The organism is Streptomyces sp. NPDC006332 (assembly GCF_040612855.1).
Lineage (GTDB): Bacteria > Actinomycetota > Actinomycetes > Streptomycetales > Streptomycetaceae > Streptomyces.
In genome coordinates this window covers 124,577-140,629 of the sequence record NZ_JBEXRA010000008.1, presented here as the reverse complement: position 1 = coordinate 140,629, position 16,053 = coordinate 124,577, and the positions used below count along the sequence as shown (strand labels likewise).

At 72.7% G+C, this 16,053-nt stretch carries 14 protein-coding genes; 9 read left to right on the top strand and 5 right to left on the bottom strand.

Features of this window, described 5'->3' with window-relative positions; translation table 11 throughout:
* Complete coding sequence (locus tag ABZ027_RS10290; RefSeq protein ID WP_356766369.1) at window positions 1–1,515, bottom strand: alpha-N-arabinofuranosidase; 1,515 nt, start codon at window positions 1,513–1,515, stop codon at window positions 1–3.
* A gap of 329 nt (window positions 1,516–1,844) precedes the next feature.
* Between ABZ027_RS10290 and ABZ027_RS10285 the strand changes: the two genes are divergently transcribed.
* The 4 genes from ABZ027_RS10285 to ABZ027_RS10270 all read left to right on the top strand — a co-directional run bounded on the left by ABZ027_RS10285 (window position 1,845) and on the right by ABZ027_RS10270 (window position 6,210).
* Window positions 1,845–2,363, top strand: a complete 519-nt coding sequence (locus ABZ027_RS10285; RefSeq protein WP_356766521.1) for a toxin — start codon at window positions 1,845–1,847, stop codon at window positions 2,361–2,363.
* Window positions 2,360–3,556 (top strand): MAB_1171c family putative transporter, encoded by a 1,197-nt coding sequence (locus ABZ027_RS10280; protein ID WP_356766367.1) that lies wholly within the window; start codon window positions 2,360–2,362, stop codon window positions 3,554–3,556. Before ABZ027_RS10285 ends, ABZ027_RS10280 begins: the two co-directional genes overlap by 4 nt.
* 63 nt (window positions 3,557–3,619) lie before the next feature.
* The gene (locus ABZ027_RS10275; protein WP_356766365.1) at window positions 3,620–4,798 is read left to right on the top strand and encodes an MAB_1171c family putative transporter; all 1,179 of its coding nucleotides are present in this window, start codon (window positions 3,620–3,622) and stop codon (window positions 4,796–4,798) included.
* 14 nt (window positions 4,799–4,812) lie between these two features.
* Window positions 4,813–6,210 carry an FAD-dependent monooxygenase gene (locus ABZ027_RS10270; protein WP_356766363.1) on the top strand — a complete coding sequence of 466 codons (1,398 nt, stop codon included), beginning with the start codon at window positions 4,813–4,815 and terminating at the stop codon, window positions 6,208–6,210.
* A gap of 376 nt (window positions 6,211–6,586) precedes the next feature.
* On the opposite strand, the gene ABZ027_RS10265 is transcribed toward ABZ027_RS10270, so the two are convergent.
* Both ABZ027_RS10265 and ABZ027_RS10260 read right to left on the bottom strand, forming a co-directional pair.
* Window positions 6,587–7,441 (bottom strand): SMP-30/gluconolactonase/LRE family protein, encoded by an 855-nt coding sequence (locus ABZ027_RS10265; RefSeq protein ID WP_356766361.1) that lies wholly within the window; start codon window positions 7,439–7,441, stop codon window positions 6,587–6,589.
* Window positions 7,438–8,211 carry an IclR family transcriptional regulator gene (locus ABZ027_RS10260; RefSeq protein ID WP_356766359.1) on the bottom strand — a complete coding sequence of 258 codons (774 nt, stop codon included), beginning with the start codon at window positions 8,209–8,211 and terminating at the stop codon, window positions 7,438–7,440. Before ABZ027_RS10260 ends, ABZ027_RS10265 begins: the two co-directional genes overlap by 4 nt.
* A gap of 232 nt (window positions 8,212–8,443) precedes the next feature.
* On the opposite strand from ABZ027_RS10260, the gene ABZ027_RS10255 reads away from it, so the two are divergent.
* A complete protein-coding gene (locus ABZ027_RS10255) occupies window positions 8,444–10,363 on the top strand; it encodes a hypothetical protein (RefSeq protein ID WP_356766357.1) in 1,920 nt (639 codons plus the stop codon).
* Window positions 10,364–10,506: 143 nt separating this feature from the next.
* Complete coding sequence (locus tag ABZ027_RS10250) at window positions 10,507–11,121, top strand: hypothetical protein (protein WP_356766355.1); 615 nt, start codon at window positions 10,507–10,509, stop codon at window positions 11,119–11,121.
* A 96-nt stretch (window positions 11,122–11,217) separates the two neighbouring features.
* Here ABZ027_RS10250 and ABZ027_RS10245 read toward each other — a convergent pair whose 3' ends face one another.
* On the bottom strand, window positions 11,218–11,910 hold the full coding sequence (locus ABZ027_RS10245; protein ID WP_356766353.1) for a TetR/AcrR family transcriptional regulator C-terminal domain-containing protein: 693 nt from the start codon (window positions 11,908–11,910) through the stop codon (window positions 11,218–11,220).
* Between the two features lie 53 nt (window positions 11,911–11,963).
* Between ABZ027_RS10245 and ABZ027_RS10240 the strand changes: the two genes are divergently transcribed.
* Both ABZ027_RS10240 and ABZ027_RS10235 read left to right on the top strand, forming a co-directional pair.
* Entirely contained in the window at window positions 11,964–13,103 is a 1,140-nt protein-coding gene (locus tag ABZ027_RS10240; protein ID WP_356766351.1) for an NAD(P)/FAD-dependent oxidoreductase, read from the top strand.
* A 141-nt stretch (window positions 13,104–13,244) separates the two neighbouring features.
* Entirely contained in the window at window positions 13,245–13,892 is a 648-nt protein-coding gene (locus ABZ027_RS10235; protein ID WP_356766349.1) for a dihydrofolate reductase family protein, read from the top strand.
* A gap of 58 nt (window positions 13,893–13,950) precedes the next feature.
* Here ABZ027_RS10235 and ABZ027_RS10230 read toward each other — a convergent pair whose 3' ends face one another.
* A complete protein-coding gene (locus tag ABZ027_RS10230) occupies window positions 13,951–14,820 on the bottom strand; it encodes a hypothetical protein (protein ID WP_356766347.1) in 870 nt (289 codons plus the stop codon).
* A gap of 152 nt (window positions 14,821–14,972) precedes the next feature.
* Here ABZ027_RS10230 and ABZ027_RS10225 point away from each other — a divergent pair, with 152 nt between their 5' ends.
* Complete coding sequence (locus ABZ027_RS10225) at window positions 14,973–16,049, top strand: MerR family transcriptional regulator (protein WP_356766345.1); 1,077 nt, start codon at window positions 14,973–14,975, stop codon at window positions 16,047–16,049.
* Window positions 16,050–16,053 lie beyond the last annotated feature (4 nt).

The window sequence follows — 16,053 nt, the reverse complement described above, 5'->3', positions numbered from 1 at the left end:
CTACGCGAGCCGGATCACGTTCCAGGACAGCGGCTTGAGGACGGCGGTCAGGGTGCCGTCCGTCAGGGTGGTGCCCTCGGCCGGGTGCGGGGCGACCCGCTCGGGGTCGTCGAGGGTGTTGCGGGCGTCCGGGTCGGCGTCGGCGAGGACGCTGTGCTCGACGAGGAAGGTCAGGTCGAGGCCGGCCAGGGCGACCTCCAGCGGGAGGGCCTCGGTGCGGCCGCGGTTGACGGCGAAGACGGTGACCGTGCCGTCGTCGGCGCGGACGGCGGTGGCGTGCAGCAGGTCGGCCTCGCCGTACTTCTTCGTGTCGTAGGTCGGGGAGTCGACGCGGACGTCGAGGACCTGGCCGCGGCCGTGCCTGGCGGCCTGGGCGAACGGGAAGAAGGTGGTCTGGCGCCAGGCCGGGCCGCCCGGCTCGGTCATGATCGGGGCGATGACGTTGACCAGTTGGGCGAGGCAGGCGACGGTGACCCGGTCCGCGTGCCGGAGCAGGGCGATGAGGAGCGAGCCGAAGACGACGGCGTCCAGGACGCTGTAGTTGTCCTCCAGGAGGCGGGGGGCCTCCGCCCAGTCCCGCGCGCCGGAGTTCTCGATCTCGTGCCACTCCGAGATGTACCAGACGTTCCACTCGTCGAAGGAGAGGTTGATCTTCTTCTTGGACTTGAGCCTCGCGCCCACGTGGTCGGCGGTGGCGACCACGTTCTCGATGAAGGACTCCATGTCGACGGCGGACGCCAGGAACGAGTCGACGTCGCCGTCCTCGGGCTGGTAGTAGGCGTGCAGGGAGATGTGGTCGACCAGGTCGTACGTCTCCTTCAGGACCGTTGCCTCCCACTCGGCGAAGGTGGGCATGGACTGGCTGGAGGAGCCGCAGACGACGAGCTCCACCCCCGGGTCCATCTGACGCATCGCCCGGGCCGTCTCGGCGGCGAGGCGGCCGTACTCCTGGGCCGTCTTGTGGCCGGTCTGCCAGGGGCCGTCCATCTCGTTGCCCAGGCACCAGAGCCGGATCCCGAAGGGGTCCTTGTCGCCGTGCGCGACACGGAGGTCGGAGAGGGCCGTGCCGGCGGGGTGGTTGGCGTACTCCTGGAGTTCGAGGGCCTCGGCGACGCCGCGGGTGCCGAGGTTCAGCGCCATCATGGGCTCCGACTGGGGGCCGACCTTGCGCAGGAAGCCGATGTACTCGGAGAGGCCGAAGCGGTTGGTCTCCGTGGAGCGCCAGGCGAGGTCGAGGCGGCGGGGGCGGTCCTCCTTCGGGCCGACCGAGTCCTCCCACTTGTAGCCGGAGACGAAGTTGCCACCGGGGTAGCGGATGGCGGTCACGCCGAGTTCGCGGACCAGGTCCAGGACGTCCGTACGGATGCCGTCCTCGTCGGCGCGGGGGTGGCCCGGCTCGAAGATGCCGGTGTAGACACAACGCCCGAGATGTTCCACGAAGGACCCGAAGAGCCGGGGGTTCACCTCGCCGACGGTGAAGGCGGGGTCGAGGGTGAAACGGGCGGTGGTGCTCATGGGGTCCTCTCGGGGGTGTGTCTCGTCGCCGGGTACGGGGGGTCGCGCCTGTTCGGCATGTCGAATAACGCCCGTCACTTCGAACGGAACCGTAGATTCGACGCGCGTGCGCGTCAATGGTTTGGGCGCCGCCCGCATGACGCGGACAGTTCAGGGCCGCTAACCTCGGAACGCCACCGAGCGGCCGACTCGCAGCGAGAAGGGGGAGGAGGAGAGGCGCGGTGACACACGCCCTCGCCCTCGACACATACACCGACTCCTTCTGGATCGCGACCGCCGTGCCGGAGGTGAGGTAACTGAAGGAACGGATGACCCGGCAACTCGACGCGATGCGCCGGAAGAAGGAGATGCGCCGGCTCGCCGGAGTCCTCATCGGCCCGATGCGCGTCCCGGTACCCGCCGACCCCGAGGCGCTGTTCGACGCCCTCGTCGACTCCGTCAGCCGGTGGCGGGGCCGTGAGGTCGTGGTGCGCCGGGAGGTCTTCCCGCCGCACACCGCGAGCGGGCTGTGGCTGGAGGCCGACACCCAGGACATCGTCGTCGTCGACAAGCGGGCCGCCGTATGGCACCAGATCGTGATCTTCTGTCATGAGGTGTGGCACATGCACCAGCAGGACACACACGCCCCGTCACCGGTCGGCGAGGGCCCGCCCCGGACCGTCGCCGCGCGCACCGACTTCAGCCTGGACGACGAGCAGGAGGCCGACCGTTTCGGCATGCTGATGGGCGGTCGGCTGCGGCCCTGGCTGGAGGCCCCGCCGGATCCCGGTCCCGGAGCGGGCGAGGGCGCCGAGGACATCGCCGGACGCATCGGCGCCGCGCTGAACTACCGCGGAACCCGAAGATGAACGGCCTGATCAACTACGTCAGTTGTGGCGCGCTGTGGCTCGGACTCGTGGTGAAGGCCCCCGACCTGGTACGCCACCGGCACGACCCCTATCTGCGGGCGATCTGTGCCGTCCTGGGCCTGGCCGGGGTCTGCTTCTTCCTCGGCGCCGAGCCGACGGTCGCCGCCGTGAACCACCTCAGCGGCGTCCCCAACCTCGCCGCCCCGCTGACCTACGCGTCGATCACCGCGTACAGCGCCGCCTCCCAAGTGCTGATCGTCTACTGGCGGGGCGGGCCGCGGGTGCACCGCGTCACCCGCCGCTGGATCGTGGCGTACGCGTTCGTGCTGCTCGGCATCGCCGTCACCTTCGCCCTCGGTGACGCGCCGGTCGAGCGGCGCACCGACCTGGACACCTACTACGCGAGAACGCCGTACATCGGCGAGATGATCGTGCTGTACCTGGTCGGCCACCTCGCCGCGGTCAGCGTCACCTCGGTGTCCGCGCTGCGCTGGGCCCGGGAGGTGCGCGGCTGGCTGCGGGCGGGCCTGGTGGTGCTGGGCTGCGGAGCGCTGTGCAACGCCGGATACAGCGTGTCCAAGCTCGCCGCGGTGGTGGCCCGCTGGTCCGGACGGGACTGGTCGGGTCTCAGTACGACCGTCTCGCCGGCCTCCGCCGGTCTGGCCGCCCTGATGACGGTCGTGGGCATCCTGATCCCGCTGGTCGGACCGCGGACCACACGGTGGCGGCGGGCGCGGCGGGACTTCGCGCGCCTGGAGCCGCTGGAACGGGAACTGGACGAGTTCCTCACCCGCCGCGCGCTGCGGCTGCCCCGGCCGCGCTGGTCCTCCCCCGTCACCCTGCTGGTGTGGCGGCAGACCAGCATCCACAACGCGCTCGGCAGCCTCGACGCGTTCTTCGACCCGGACCTGTACGAGCGGACCCTGGAGGCCGCGAGCCTGAAGACCGCGGGCCTGGAGACCATCGACCCGCGGCGGGCCGAGGCGACCGCGTGGGCCGCGGTCATCGCCGCAGCGGTGGTGGAGGAACGCGACCGGGACAGCCCCCTGCTGGCGCCCGCGGCGACCCAGCGGTTCCAGGACCGGGCGCCCGCCCCGGGCACCCTCGCGGACATCGCCGACGCGCTGGCCGCCTCCCCGCTCGTCGCGGCCGCCCGCGTCCGCGCCGGTACGACCCCCACTGGTACGGCATGAACACGGTGCCCGCGGCGCACCTTCCCCCCACCGCCGCACCCCGTCCGAACGGAGTTCCCGGGCATGAGCCTCGTCGTGTATCTGGCGGCAGCGGTCTTCGGACTGTCCTGCGCGGTCCTGTTCCGCCGAAGTCCGTCGGCCGCGTTACGGAACCCGCTGACACTGTCCACCTGCGCGTCCATCGTCCTGGGCGCCCTCGTCCTCGTCTGCGCCGCCCCGGCGACCCTGGCCGCCGTCAACGAGGTCACCGGCGTCCCCAACTTCGGCGCCCCGCTCACCTACGGCATGCTCTCGGCGTACAGCTGCTCCCTGCTCATCCTGCTGATCAACTGGCGGGGCGGCCCGCCGGAGCGGATCCGGCTTCTGTCGCTGCGGGCGGTCGCCGCGTACGGCACGCTGATCGTCGTCATCGTCGCGCTGTTCACGCTGTCCGACGCGCACGTCGAGCGGCTCAACGACCTCGACACCTACTACGCGAACACCCCGTACATGCGCGAGATGATCGTGCTCTACCTGCTGGGGCACAGCGCGGCGATGCTGGCGATGTGCACGGTGTGCGTCAAGTGGGGCCGGGAGGTCACCGGGCTGCTGCGGGCCGGACTGTGGCTGATCCTCGCGGGCGCGGTGCTGGACCTGTTGGGTTTCCAGCTGGCCAAGTACACGGCCGTCGTGGCGCGTTGGACGGGTCACGACCTCGACGTCCTGTCCACCGCGGTGGCCCCGCCGATGGCCTCGCTGGCCGCGCTGCTGTTCTCCGCCGGGTTCGTGCTGCCGAGGCTGCTGCCGCCCGCTCTCGCGCACTGGCACAGCGTCGAGGACCATCGCAGGCTGGCCCCGCTCTGGTCCCGGGTGCGGTTCGCCTCCACCGCCCCGAAGCCGCCCAGCGCCTGGTGGCAGTCGCCCCGGGACCGGCTGCGCTGGCGTGAGGTGTCGATCCACGACGCCCTGCTGGCGCTCGCCCCCTACTTCGACGACCGGATCCGCGAACGGGCCTCGGACAGCGCTCTGCGCGCGGGGGGTGACGCGCACGCGGCCCGCCTGGCCGGCGAGGCGGCGATGGTGACCGACGCCGCCCGCCGCGCCGCCGCCCGGGAGACGCCGCTGGTCACACCGAGCGCGTACCGGCTGTACGCCACGGAGGTCGCCGGCACTGGAGGGCTGGTGGAGTTGGCGCAGGCGCTCGCCCGTTCGGCCCACGTCACCGCCGTACGCGAAGGTACGGTGAAGGCCACCCCTGGCTGAACACGAGGAGTTTCATGACGCGGAGAGCTGTCGTCATCGGTGCCGGCCTGGCCGGCATGCTGGCCGCGGCCGCGCTCTCGGGTACCGCGGACGAAGTGGTCGTCCTGGACCGCGACGACCTGCCCGACGGCCCCGACCACCGCAAGGGACTCCCGCAGGGTCGGCACGCCCACCTGTTGATGGCGGGGGGCCTCGCCGCCATGGAGGATCTGGTGCCCGGCGTCGGCATGCGCCGGCATCTGCTCGACGCGGGCGCCCACGACATCCCCCTCGGTTCCGGCGTCGTGGCGCTCACCCCGGAGGGCTGGTTGCGGCGCTGGCGTCACGACGGTCCCCATATGCTCGCGTGCAGCCGGGCGTTGCTGGACTGGGCGGTGCGCACGGCGGTCCTTGAGCACACCGAGGTCGAGGTGCGCCGGGCGCAGGTCGTCGAACTCACCGGCCGAGACGGGCGGGTCACCGGCCTACGGCTGTCAACTCCGCAGGGAGAGACGGAACTTGACGCCGAGTTCGTGGTCGACGCCAGTGGCCGCGGCTCACGGGTCACGCACTGGCTGGAGCGCCTCGGCGTCACGGACGTCCGTGAGCGGACCGTGGACTCCGGGCTCGTCAACGCCACCCGGGTCTACCGCGTGCCCGAGGGCGCCGAACGGTTCCCGCTGACGATCGTGCAGGCCGACCCGTACGTGAACCGGCCGGGGCGCAGCGGGATGGTGCTGCCCATCGAGGGCGGCCGGTGGATGGTGAGCCTCGCCGGCACCCGCGGCGGTGAACCCCCGGCCGACCCCGAGGGGTTCCTCCAGTACACCCTCGACCTGCCGCACCCGATCGTCGGGCGGCTCATCTCCGGCGCCGAGCCGCTGACCGACGTGCACATCAGCCGCAGCACGTCCAATGTCCGGCGCTATCCGGAGAAGGTGCCGCACTGGCCGGAGGGGTTCGTGGTGCTCGGGGACGCGCTGGCCACGTTCAACCCGGCGTACGGGCAGGGGATGGCGGTGGCCGCGCTGGGGGCGCGGTTCCTGGGGGACGAGGTACGGCGGTCCGGGCTGGGCTCGGCGGGGCTGGCGCGGCGGGTGCAGCGGGGGGCGGCGCGGTCGGTGGACGCGGCCTGGGCGATGGCCGTGGGGCAGGACGTCTGGTACCCGCACACCCGGGGCGCCCGGCCGAGCGCGGGCGACCGGCTGGTCACCCGCTACTCACGACGACTGACGAGGGCGGCGACGGGCTCGTACCGGGCGGCCGCCGCGCTGTGGGACGTGACCAGCCTGACGGCGAGCCCGTCCCGGTTGCTGCACCCGGCCACCGTGCTGGCGGTTCTCAACGGCTCCCTGCTGCCGCCGCTGCAGGAGCCCCCGTTGAGCGCCGGGGAGCGGAAGGTTCTGCGGGGGCTGGAGCGGGTGGCGGTCTGAGACCGGGCGCCTGCGGCGGGCGGGGCGGGGTCGCGGTCCGGTGTAGGCGCGGTACGCCTGCGGCGGACGGGGGCGGGGTCGCGGCCCGGTGGCCGACGGGCCAACCGGCCAACGGCGGCTAGTCGCGGGGATCGGCCGCGGGCGGGGCGCGGCGCCGGGCGGCGGCAAGGCGCGGGTGCTACTGCCGCCGGAGGGGGCGCCTGCGGCGGGCGGGGGCTGCCCGCATCGGCGGCGAGTCACCCGGGTGCGGACACGGGACGGCGGTGGGCCGCACCGCCCCGGTGCCGCCGCGGGACGGCAGGGCGCCACCCCGCGGCGGGGGCGGCGAACACATCGTCGGCTCTACCCGCACCGGACGGTGACCCGCGCCGGACGGTCAGCCCGCGAAGGCCGGCTGTACCAGCCCCTTGCCCGCGCCCGGGGCCACCAGCAGGGAGCCCGCCAGCGGGTGAGGTGCGTCGAGGCCGACCCGGGCCGTCGTGATGTACAGGTCGGTCAGGTCGGGGCCGCCGAAGGCGCAGGCCGTCACCCGGGGGGTCGGGAGTTCGATCACGCGGTCCAGGTCGCCGGCCGGGGTGTAGCGGCGTACCGCGCCGCCGTCCCACAGTGCCACCCACACGCAGCCGTCGGCGTCGACCGTGAGGCCGTCGGGGAAGCCCGCGCCGTCCTCGATCTCGACCAGGGTGCGGCGCTCGCCGAGCCGGCCGTCCGTGACGTCGAAGTCGAAGACATCCACACGACGGGTCGGCGAGTCGACGTAGTACATCAGGCGGCCATCGGGGCTCCAGCCGGTGCCGTTGCTGACCGCCACGTCGTCGAGGACCACGTCGAAGGTGCCCTCGCCGGTTATCCGGGACAGCGTGCCGCCGCCCGGTGCCTCGTCGTAGCGCATGGTGCCGGCCCACAGGGAGCCGTCGGGGGCGACGGCGGCGTCGTTGGCCCGGCGGCCGGGGACGGGCTCGTGGCGCAGCCAGCGGAAGGTGTCGTCCGGGTCGAGGAGGCCCACGCCGTCGCGGAGGTTGAGGACCAGGCCGCCGTTCGCACGGGGCTTCACCGCGCCGATGTGCTGCTCGGTCGTGCGGGTCGTGCGGCGGCCCGAGAGCGGGTCGTAGGTGTTGATCCGGGAACCCAGGATGTCGATCCAGAGCAGCCGGCCTGCCGCCGCGTCCCACGTCGGGCCCTCGCCCAGGGTCGCTTCCGCGCGGACGGCCACCTCGTACGCGTAGGTCATGCCACCCTCCGGTGCCCGAGGCGCTCCGACAGTTCGGCGGCACCCTTCGCGGCGAGCTGCTCCAGCTCGTCCCGGCGCTCCTCGCTCCAGCGGATCATCGGCACGGAGATGGACAGCGCCGCGACCACCCGACCGGTGCGGTCCTGCACCGGCGCGGCCACACAGGAGACGTCCGGGTTGGACTCCTGGCGCTCCACGGCGATCCCGCGCTTCCGGATCTCGGCGAGGGCCTCGCGCAGGGCGTCCGGGTCGGTGATGCTGTTGGCCGTCATCGCGACCAGGTCGGCGTCCTCGGGGATGCGCGCGGTGAGTTCGTGGTCGGGTAGGGAGGCCAGCAGCATCTTGCCGACGGAGGTGCAGTGGGCGGGCAGTCGCCGCCCCGCCGCGGAGACCATGCGCACGGCGTGCGTGGAGTCCACCTTGGCGATGTAGATGACGTCGGTGCCCTCCAGGATGGCCACGTGCACGGTCTCGTCGCAGGTCTCGGCGACCGAGCGGGCGACCTGCTGCCCCTCGGCGGCGAGGTCCAGTTGCTCGGCGTACCGGCTCCCGAGCTGGTACGGGCGCACCCCGAGGCGGTAGCGTCCCGGCTGGCCCGGCACCTGGACGATGTAGGACCGGGCGGCCAGTGTGGTGACCAGCTCGTGCACGGTGGTGCGCGGCAGCTGCAGGCGGCGCACGATGTCGGGGGCGGAGAGCGTCCCGTCCCCGTCGAGGAAGAGCTCAAGAATGTCGAGAGCCCGGGTCACCGCAGGTACAAGGCGTCCCACGACCGGCCCCCTCCCTTGTTTCTCAGGCGTCTGCTGTCTCTCAGGCCGTTCGAGATTTCAACAGACGATCGGCATGACGAACACAGGCTAGTCATTGAGCTTTTCCCGGGCAATGGGCAGGCGCCTCACTTCCGCCCCATCCGTACAACCTTTTCTCCGCTCCACGGTCTTACTCGTGGAGATGTGGTGATGATCTTCGATGGTCACCGAGCGTCGAGCTGTGGAGTGGTTGATGAAGCGGGATTCCCTCTTACTGCGCCGAGTCCGTCTGAGACATGGCGCGGCGGCGGTCGCCCTGGTGGCGCTGGGCGGCACCGGGGGCGGCTGGGCGACGATGCCCGCCGCGGCGGCCACCGCGGCGCCCGGCACCTCGGCCGCGGGCGCGGCGTGCGAACCGACGGCCGGTTTCACCGGCTGCCGGCTGTTCGACTTCACCGGCGCCAAGGCGAACTTCCAGGTCCCGTCCGGCGTGAACGCGCTGGACGTGCGGGCGTGGGGCCAGGGCGGCTCGGGCGGACACAGCGTGACCGGCGGTGCGGGCGGGTACGCCGCGGGCACGCTGAAGGTGAAGCCCGGTGAGTCGCTGGCCGTCGCGGTCGGCGGCTACTACTCGGGAACGACCTTCGGCGACGCGCTCGGCGGTAACCCGGGCGGCGGCTTCGCCCAGCGCGGCGGCAACAGCAGCGCCATCCGCACCAGCGACGGCGAGGCGCTCGTCGTCGCCGGCGCCGGAGGTGGCTCCGGCAGCACCTTCCCGGGCCCGGGCTACGGCGGTGCGGCCGGTGGCGAGAAGGGGCAGGACGGCTCCGAGACCGGCTTCGGCGGCAAGGGCGCCGACAAGGCCACCGGCGGTGCGGGGGCCGGCAACGGTGCCGCCGGAGGCAACGTCACCGCGGGCGGCCGCGGCGGTGACGGCGGCAAGGGCCGTAACGGCGGTGGCGGCGGCGGTGCCGGCTACGCGGGCGGCGGCGGTGGCGCGGGCGCGGAGGACGCGAAGGGTACCGGCAGCGGCAGCGGCGGAGGCGGCACCAGCTACGCCGACCCCGCCCGGGTGGGCGACGCGCGGCTGATCAGCGGTCTTCGCAACGCGCCGCCCGCGAAGGACGACCCGTTCTGGTCGAAGGGGCTGGAGCCTGAGACCCAGGGGATCGCGGAGGGCGGCGCCAACCTCATCGGCGGCAACGGCCGTGTGGTGGTCCAGTGGAAGGGCGCCGCCGCGCCCGCGGAACTGAGCCCGGCCTCCGCCGCGGAGCAGTCCGTCGAGCCGGGGGACGAGGTCCCGCCGATGGTCGCGATGGTCCGGGACAAGGACGGCAAGCCCGTCGAGGGTGTCTCGGTGAAGCTCGCGATCAAGGACCCGGCGAACCTGGGCCTGAACTTCGGCGAGCGTGAGAACACCACGTCCGTCGTGCTGGCGACCGACGCCAAGGGCCGGGTGCAGACGCCGCCGATCTACACCGGCAGCAAGAAGGGCGACTTCACCGTCCGCGCGACGGCCCCGGGCGGTCTCTCCACGGACTTCACCGTGCACGTGCGGAACCTGGCGAACGAGGTGAAGGCCGTCGCGGGCGACAAGCAGCAGGCCGCGGTGGGGCAGCCCTTCGCCGAGGCGCTGGAGGCCCTGGTGACCGACGCGGGCAAGCCCGCCGTCGGCGTCAAGGTGGACTTCATGATCGACGACAACACCATCAAGGGCCCCCGGTTCGAGAACGGTGGCGTCGGCGACCAGGCGGTCACCGATGACGAGGGCAGGGCCACGGCGCCCGAGCTGGTCGCCGGTACGGCGACGGGCACGTACACCGTCACCGCGAAGGTCGGGGGCGGCGCCTCGGCCGAGTTCACCGTCGAGGTCGTCGAGGAGACCGAGACCGACGACCCGTCCGCGTCCCCCAGCCCCAGCCCGAGCCCGTCCGGCTCGGCCGGCAACGGCACGGGGGTCACCGGTGGCACCGGGGACGACAGCGGCACCGGCACCGGCGGTTCCGGCGGCTCCGGCAGCAACGACTCCTCGCCGCTGACGGGCGGCCTGGCCAGCACCGGCGCGGGCGGCATCGGCCTGATGCTGGGCGCGGCGGCGGCCCTCGCGGCGCTGGGTGTCGCGGCGGTCCGGTTCTCGCCGTGGCTGCGACTGCGGCTGCAGAACCGCCGTTGACCGGCTGACGCCGACGGTCCTACGACGACCGGGGTGCGGGGTGCTCGACACGCCCCGCACCCCGGTCGTCTCACGTTCCGTCGTGGTGGAGCGTCTTCCGTCGGGTTGGGCGTCGTTCTCGCCGCTGCGCGACGATGAACGGCATGCCCTCAGGAAACCGACGTCCGGCCGGCCCCTTCACCCCGCTCGACTTCCAGCTGGTCCTGCTGCGCCGCATGGCCGACCACAACCCGGACCTGGTCGAGGACGCCCGCCACGAGCTGGGCGTCTCGATCGCGGACATGCGCGAGGCCAACAAGCGGTGGCAGGCGATGATCCGCTCCCCACGGCCCCGCGCCGCCGCCTCGCTCCACCGCTCGATCCTCGGCGAACCCGAGTCCGTGCTCACCCGCACGGTGGGCGACCTGGAGTGCGAGGCCCGGCTGTGGCCCCTCCCTCTCTGGCCGGACCTCCGCTTCGAGATCCTCCTCACCCCGGACGGCACCGTCTGGAACGAGTGGCTGATCCGCGCCCCCGCCGCCGAGGGCCCCGAGCTGCGCACCCTCGACGACCTCACCCCCTGGTCCTGCACGGTCGACGAGGCCGCCCGCGCCTTCGCCCCCGCCCGCCCCCTCCAGGGCACCGCCCCGACCCGCTGGGGCCTGGCGTTCACCGCACCGGACGCGCACGGCGTGCGGTGGGAGTGCGCCGCCGAGTTCACCTGGGGCCTGCTGCAGCGGGTGGCGGTCGACGACCGGGCGTCGGTACCGCCGGCGTAGGCGTCACCCGCGAAGCCAGTGGCAGCCAGGGGGTGAAGGGTGCTTGATCGGGGGCCCGCGGTGACGAGCCCCCTCACGCCCGGCGAGAGCTGGGCGTCACGCCGGCGGGCGGGTGAGTTTGGCGGACACGGCGTCGAGGACCCAGTCCAGGCCGGTCGCGAAGGATGTCTCGGCGTCCACGTCGGTGCCGTCGTACACGGCCTTGGCCAGCGCCGGGAAGCGGCCCGTGGCCAGCATTCTCGTCACGTGCGGGCCAGAGGCGCGCTGCCAGTCGCGCTTGGACAGTCCCGTGGCGCGCTCGGCCCGCAGGTTCGCGATCTCGCGCCTGATCGCGCCGGTGAAGTAGGCGCTGACGGTCTCCACGGCACGCATGACGGTGTCGACGTCGGCGAGGCCGTCGAGGGGGGCCAGCGTGGCCTCGGTCACGGCGAGACCGTTCGGGCCCAGGGCAGGGCGGCCGCCGAGCAGGTCGGCGAACCACGGGTGACGAAGAGCGGTCTGCCTGGTGCGGTGGGCGAGGACACGCAGCGCCTCCCGCCAGTCACCGGGCTGCCGCTCGGGGAGGATCTCGGCCTGGACCTCGTCCACCATGAGGTCGAACAGCTCCTCCTTGGTGGCGATGAATCCGTACAGCCGCATCGGGCCGGCGTTCAGCCGGCCGGCGACCTTGCGCAAGGACACCGCTTCCAGCCCGCCCTCGTCGGCCAGCGCGATCGCGGCGGCGACGATCCGCTCCCGGTCCAGCGGCACGGGGCGGTTCGGCGGCTCCGGGCGGTCCCACACAGTCATGATCACACCGTACTCTTGCGATACATCGTCACGTGACAATACAGTGTATCGACATGAGACATCGCATCGCCGTGGTCGGCGGCGGCCCTGCCGGCCTCACCTTCGCCCGGGTCCTGCATGGCCATGGCTGTCCCGTCACCATCCTCGAACGCGATCCCGGCCCCGACGCCCGTCCTCCTGGCGGCATGCTGGACCTGCACCAAGGGCTGGGCCAGCTCGCGCTGGAGAAGGCGGGGTTGTCGGCGGAGTTCGAGGCGCTGTCCCGCCCCGAGGCGCAGGCCATGCGCATCCTGGACACGGACGGGACCGTCCTGCGTGACTGGCGTCCCCGTCCGGACGACCGGGCCAACCCCGAGATCGACCGCGGGCAACTCCGTGACCTGCTGCTCGGCCCTCTCGACGTCCGGTGGGGTCGGGGCGTGACGCAGGTGGTTCCGGGGGCCCGGGACGGCGTACTGGTGCGTTTCACGGACGGGCGGCAGGAGACGTTCGACCTGGTGGTCGGCGCGGACGGCGCCTGGTCCCGGGTCCGCCCGGCTGTCTCGCCGGTGACACCGCACTACACCGGCGTCACGTCGGTCGAGGCCTCCCTCGACGACATCGACACCCGCCACCCCGCCCTCGCCGAGTTGATCGGCGACGGTTCGCTGGCCGTGTACGGCGTGAACCGCTCCCTGGTCGCCCAGCGCAACAGCGGCGGCCACGTCAAGGCGTACGCCAGGTTCCGCGCGCCGCTGGAGTGGCACACGGACCTGGACCTGGCCGACGACGAGGCCGTGCGATCGAGCCTGTTGGCCCTGTTCGACGGCTGGGCCGCTCCCGTCCTCGACCTCCTCCGACGCGGTACCGGATTCGTCCACCGACCCACCTACGTCCTGCCCGTGTCGCACACCTGGACCCACGTCCCGGGGGTGACGCTCCTGGGCGACGCCGCCCACCTGATGCCCCCGTTGGGGGCGGGCGCGAACCTGGCGATGCTGGAAGGCGCCGAACTCGCCGAGTCCATCGCCGCAGGCTCCGGAGATCTGGACGAAACCGTCCGCGCCTTCGAGGAACAGATGTGGGCACGGGCCGGACGGTGGGCGAAGATCACGACGGCCGGTCTGGACCGCCTCGTGAGCCCGGACCCCGCCGAAGCCCTCGCCGTCTTCGACCAGGTCCAGCCGTCCGATACCGCCGAACGACGCAGGTGAACGGTCCTGCGGGGCACTTTTGGAAAGAACTCAGGCGCCGCTGTCGATCCGGCCACGTCCCGTTCGACATCCTGATGTAGGACGCCTCGCCGCACGAGTACGCGTACGACGAGGCGACAGGACCTGACGAGGGAACACCACATGGATCAGCTGCTGCGGGTGCAGAACTTCACCATCTCCAGCGACGGCGTCGCCGCCGGCGAGGACCAGACCCTGGAGCGGCCATTCGGCCACCACATCGATCCGGGAAAGCTCTTCTCCTGGGCCGGCGCCACGGCGAGCTGGCCCAACCGCACCGAGCCCGGGGGAAGCCGGGGCCTCGACGACTACTTCGCGCGGGACTTCAGCCACAACATCGGCGCCGAGATCATGGGCCGCAACAAGTTCGGACCCCAGCGCGGCCCGTGGAACGACCACGAGTGGCGCGGCTGGTGGGGTGACGAGCCGCCCTTCCACACGCCGGTGTTCGTCCTGACCCACCACACGCGTCCCTCGTTCACGCTCTCCGACACCACGTTCCACTTCGTGGACGGCGACCCCGCCACCGTTCTCGCGCAGGCGCGGGAGGCCGCGCAGGGCAAGGACGTCCGGCTCGGCGGCGGCGTGACCACCATCCGGGAGTTCCTCGACGCCGACCTCGTCGACACCCTGCATGTGGTCGTCACCCCGGTGAAGCTCGGGACCGGGCTGCGCCTGTGGGAATCGCCCGACGAGTTGCTGGACCGGTTCCACATGGAGGCCGTGCCCAGCCCGAGCGGCGTGACGCACCACCTCTTCTGGCGCAAGTGACAGGAGGGGCGAAGGGGGTGACAAGGCGAGGGCGGGGGGCCGGGACGCGTCGCGCCGGTTATCCCGCCGCCGTGAGGATCGCCGCCACGACCGCCGGAACCGACTGCGGATGCAGGTCCAGGAACAGGTTCGGCTCCACCAGTTCCAGCTCCATCACCCGCGGCCGGCCGTCCTCCCCGTCCACCAGGTCGACCCGGGCGTACAGCAGCTCCGGGTTGTCCGGTACGGCGGCCAACGCCTGTTCGGCCACGGCGAGTTCGTCCGGGGTCGGGGTCCACGGCTCCAGTCCCGGATGGGCGACCTTGTCGGCGTCGTAGGCGGTGCCGGAGGCCAGGACGGCCCGCTTGCGGCTGGCGTGCAGCAGCCGCCCGCCGTAGAACTGCAGCGCCCGCTCACCGTGCAGGTCGATGCCCCGCATGTACGGCTGCACCATCGCGGTGAGCCCCTCCTCGTGCAGGTGCGCGAGATGCCGTACGGCGGTGTCGTGCTGCTCGGGCGTGTAGCGGGCGGCGTACCGGGCACCGGCCCCGGAGGTCGGCTTGATGACGTACTCGCGGTCCGCGGGAAGGTCGGCGGGGTCCCCGGGGGCGAGGTAGCTGGTGGGGACGACGGGCACCCCGTCCGCCGCCAGCTCCCCTACGTACCGCTTGTCGGTGTTCCACCGCACCACCGGCGCCGGGTTGGCCAGCCGCGTCACCGCCCCGCACTTGACCGCCCACGCCACGAATTCGGCGGCCCGCCAGCTGTAGTCCCAGGTGGACCGGATCACGGCCAGGTCGAACCCGGCCCAGTCGACCCCGGCGTCGTCCCAGATCACCGCCTCCGCCTCGGCCCCCGCCGCACGCAACGCCGCCAGCAGCACCGGCAGATCACGGTCCTTGCTGGGCTTGGGCCGGGGGTCGTAGGTGACGAGGGCGATACGGGGCACGGGGCGGACTCCTTCTCGTACGGTGCGCGGCTGGCCGACTGGCAGGCTAACCGGCGCCCCGGAAACCCCGACAGCCTGGTTGACCCTCCCCTTCGGTGAAGCCCCAGCATCGGTGGCGGGGAACGAAGCATCGACCGAGATGGGGGTGCGGCATGGACGGCCTGCTGACGATCGGCGCCTTCTCGAAGGCGTGCCGGCTGTCGCCGAAGGCGCTGCGGCTGTACGACGAACTGGGGCTGCTGCGTCCGGAGCGGGTCGACCCGGAGACCGGATACCGGTACTACGCGGCCGGACAGTTGGAGCGGGCGCGCCTGGTGGCGTGGCTGCGACGGCTGGGGATGCCGCTGGCCCGGATCCGTGACGTGTGCGCCCTCACCCCCGCGGCCGCCGCCGAGGAGATCCGCGCCTACTGGGCGCTGGTCGAGGCGGAGACGGCCGTACGGCGGGACCTCGCCACGTTCCTCGTGGACCAGCTGACACCAGCACCGAGGAAGGACACCACCATGCTGGAACTGCGCTACTTCGCCCAGTCGGACCGCGGCCTCGTCCGCCCCGCCAACCAGGACACGGCGTACGCGGGCACCCGGCTGCTCGCGGTCGCGGACGGCTTCGGACCCGCGGGCGCGCCCGCGAGCGGCGCGGCCGTGGAGGCACTGAGGTTCCTCGACACCGAGGACGTACCGGCGGGTGATGTCCTCAACCTCCTGGAGGACGCGGTGCGCGGCGCGACAGATGCGCTCCGGGACATCGCGACGACCGCCGAGGCCGGCCCGGAGGACGTCGGCACCACCCTGACCGCGCTGGTGTGGACGGGCTCCCGCCTCGCCCTGGTCCACATCGGCGACTCCCGCGCGTATCTGCTGCGTGACGGGGCCCTCTTCCGTATCACCCACGACCACACGGTGGTCCAGTCGATGATCGACGAGGGCCGGCTCACGCCCGAGGAGGCCACCGCCCACCCCCAACGCGCCCTGCTCCTGAAGGCCCTGACGGCCGACACGTCCCCGGCGGTGGACCTCCGCCTGCACGAGGCCCGCCCCGGTGACCGTTACCTCCTGTGCTCCGACGGCCTGTCCACCGTCGTCCCCGACGCCCGCATCCGCGCCCTGCTGACCGCCTCCCCGGCTCCCGACGACGCCGTCCGCACCCTGGTCGAGGAGGCGAACACGTCCGGCGGCCCGGACAACGTGAGCTGTGTGGTGGCGGACGTGGTGGAGCGGGCCGCCTAGGCAC

What these genes read in the sequence shown, in the direction of transcription:
- ABZ027_RS10290 (WP_356766369.1), bottom strand. Translation starts at nt 1,515, where the DNA reads ATGAGCACCACCGCCCGTTTCACCCTCGACCCCGCCTTCACCGTCGGC.
- ABZ027_RS10285 (WP_356766521.1), top strand. Translation starts at nt 1,845, where the DNA reads ATGCGCCGGAAGAAGGAGATGCGCCGGCTCGCCGGAGTCCTCATCGGC.
- ABZ027_RS10280 (WP_356766367.1), top strand. Translation starts at nt 2,360, where the DNA reads ATGAACGGCCTGATCAACTACGTCAGTTGTGGCGCGCTGTGGCTCGGA.
- ABZ027_RS10275 (WP_356766365.1), top strand. Translation starts at nt 3,620, where the DNA reads ATGAGCCTCGTCGTGTATCTGGCGGCAGCGGTCTTCGGACTGTCCTGC.
- ABZ027_RS10270 (WP_356766363.1), top strand. Translation starts at nt 4,813, where the DNA reads ATGACGCGGAGAGCTGTCGTCATCGGTGCCGGCCTGGCCGGCATGCTG.
- ABZ027_RS10265 (WP_356766361.1), bottom strand. Translation starts at nt 7,441, where the DNA reads ATGACCTACGCGTACGAGGTGGCCGTCCGCGCGGAAGCGACCCTGGGC.
- ABZ027_RS10255 (WP_356766357.1), top strand. Translation starts at nt 8,444, where the DNA reads ATGAAGCGGGATTCCCTCTTACTGCGCCGAGTCCGTCTGAGACATGGC.
- ABZ027_RS10250 (WP_356766355.1), top strand. Translation starts at nt 10,507, where the DNA reads ATGCCCTCAGGAAACCGACGTCCGGCCGGCCCCTTCACCCCGCTCGAC.
- ABZ027_RS10245 (WP_356766353.1), bottom strand. Translation starts at nt 11,910, where the DNA reads ATGACTGTGTGGGACCGCCCGGAGCCGCCGAACCGCCCCGTGCCGCTG.
- ABZ027_RS10240 (WP_356766351.1), top strand. Translation starts at nt 11,964, where the DNA reads ATGAGACATCGCATCGCCGTGGTCGGCGGCGGCCCTGCCGGCCTCACC.
- ABZ027_RS10235 (WP_356766349.1), top strand. Translation starts at nt 13,245, where the DNA reads ATGGATCAGCTGCTGCGGGTGCAGAACTTCACCATCTCCAGCGACGGC.
- ABZ027_RS10225 (WP_356766345.1), top strand. Translation starts at nt 14,973, where the DNA reads ATGGACGGCCTGCTGACGATCGGCGCCTTCTCGAAGGCGTGCCGGCTG.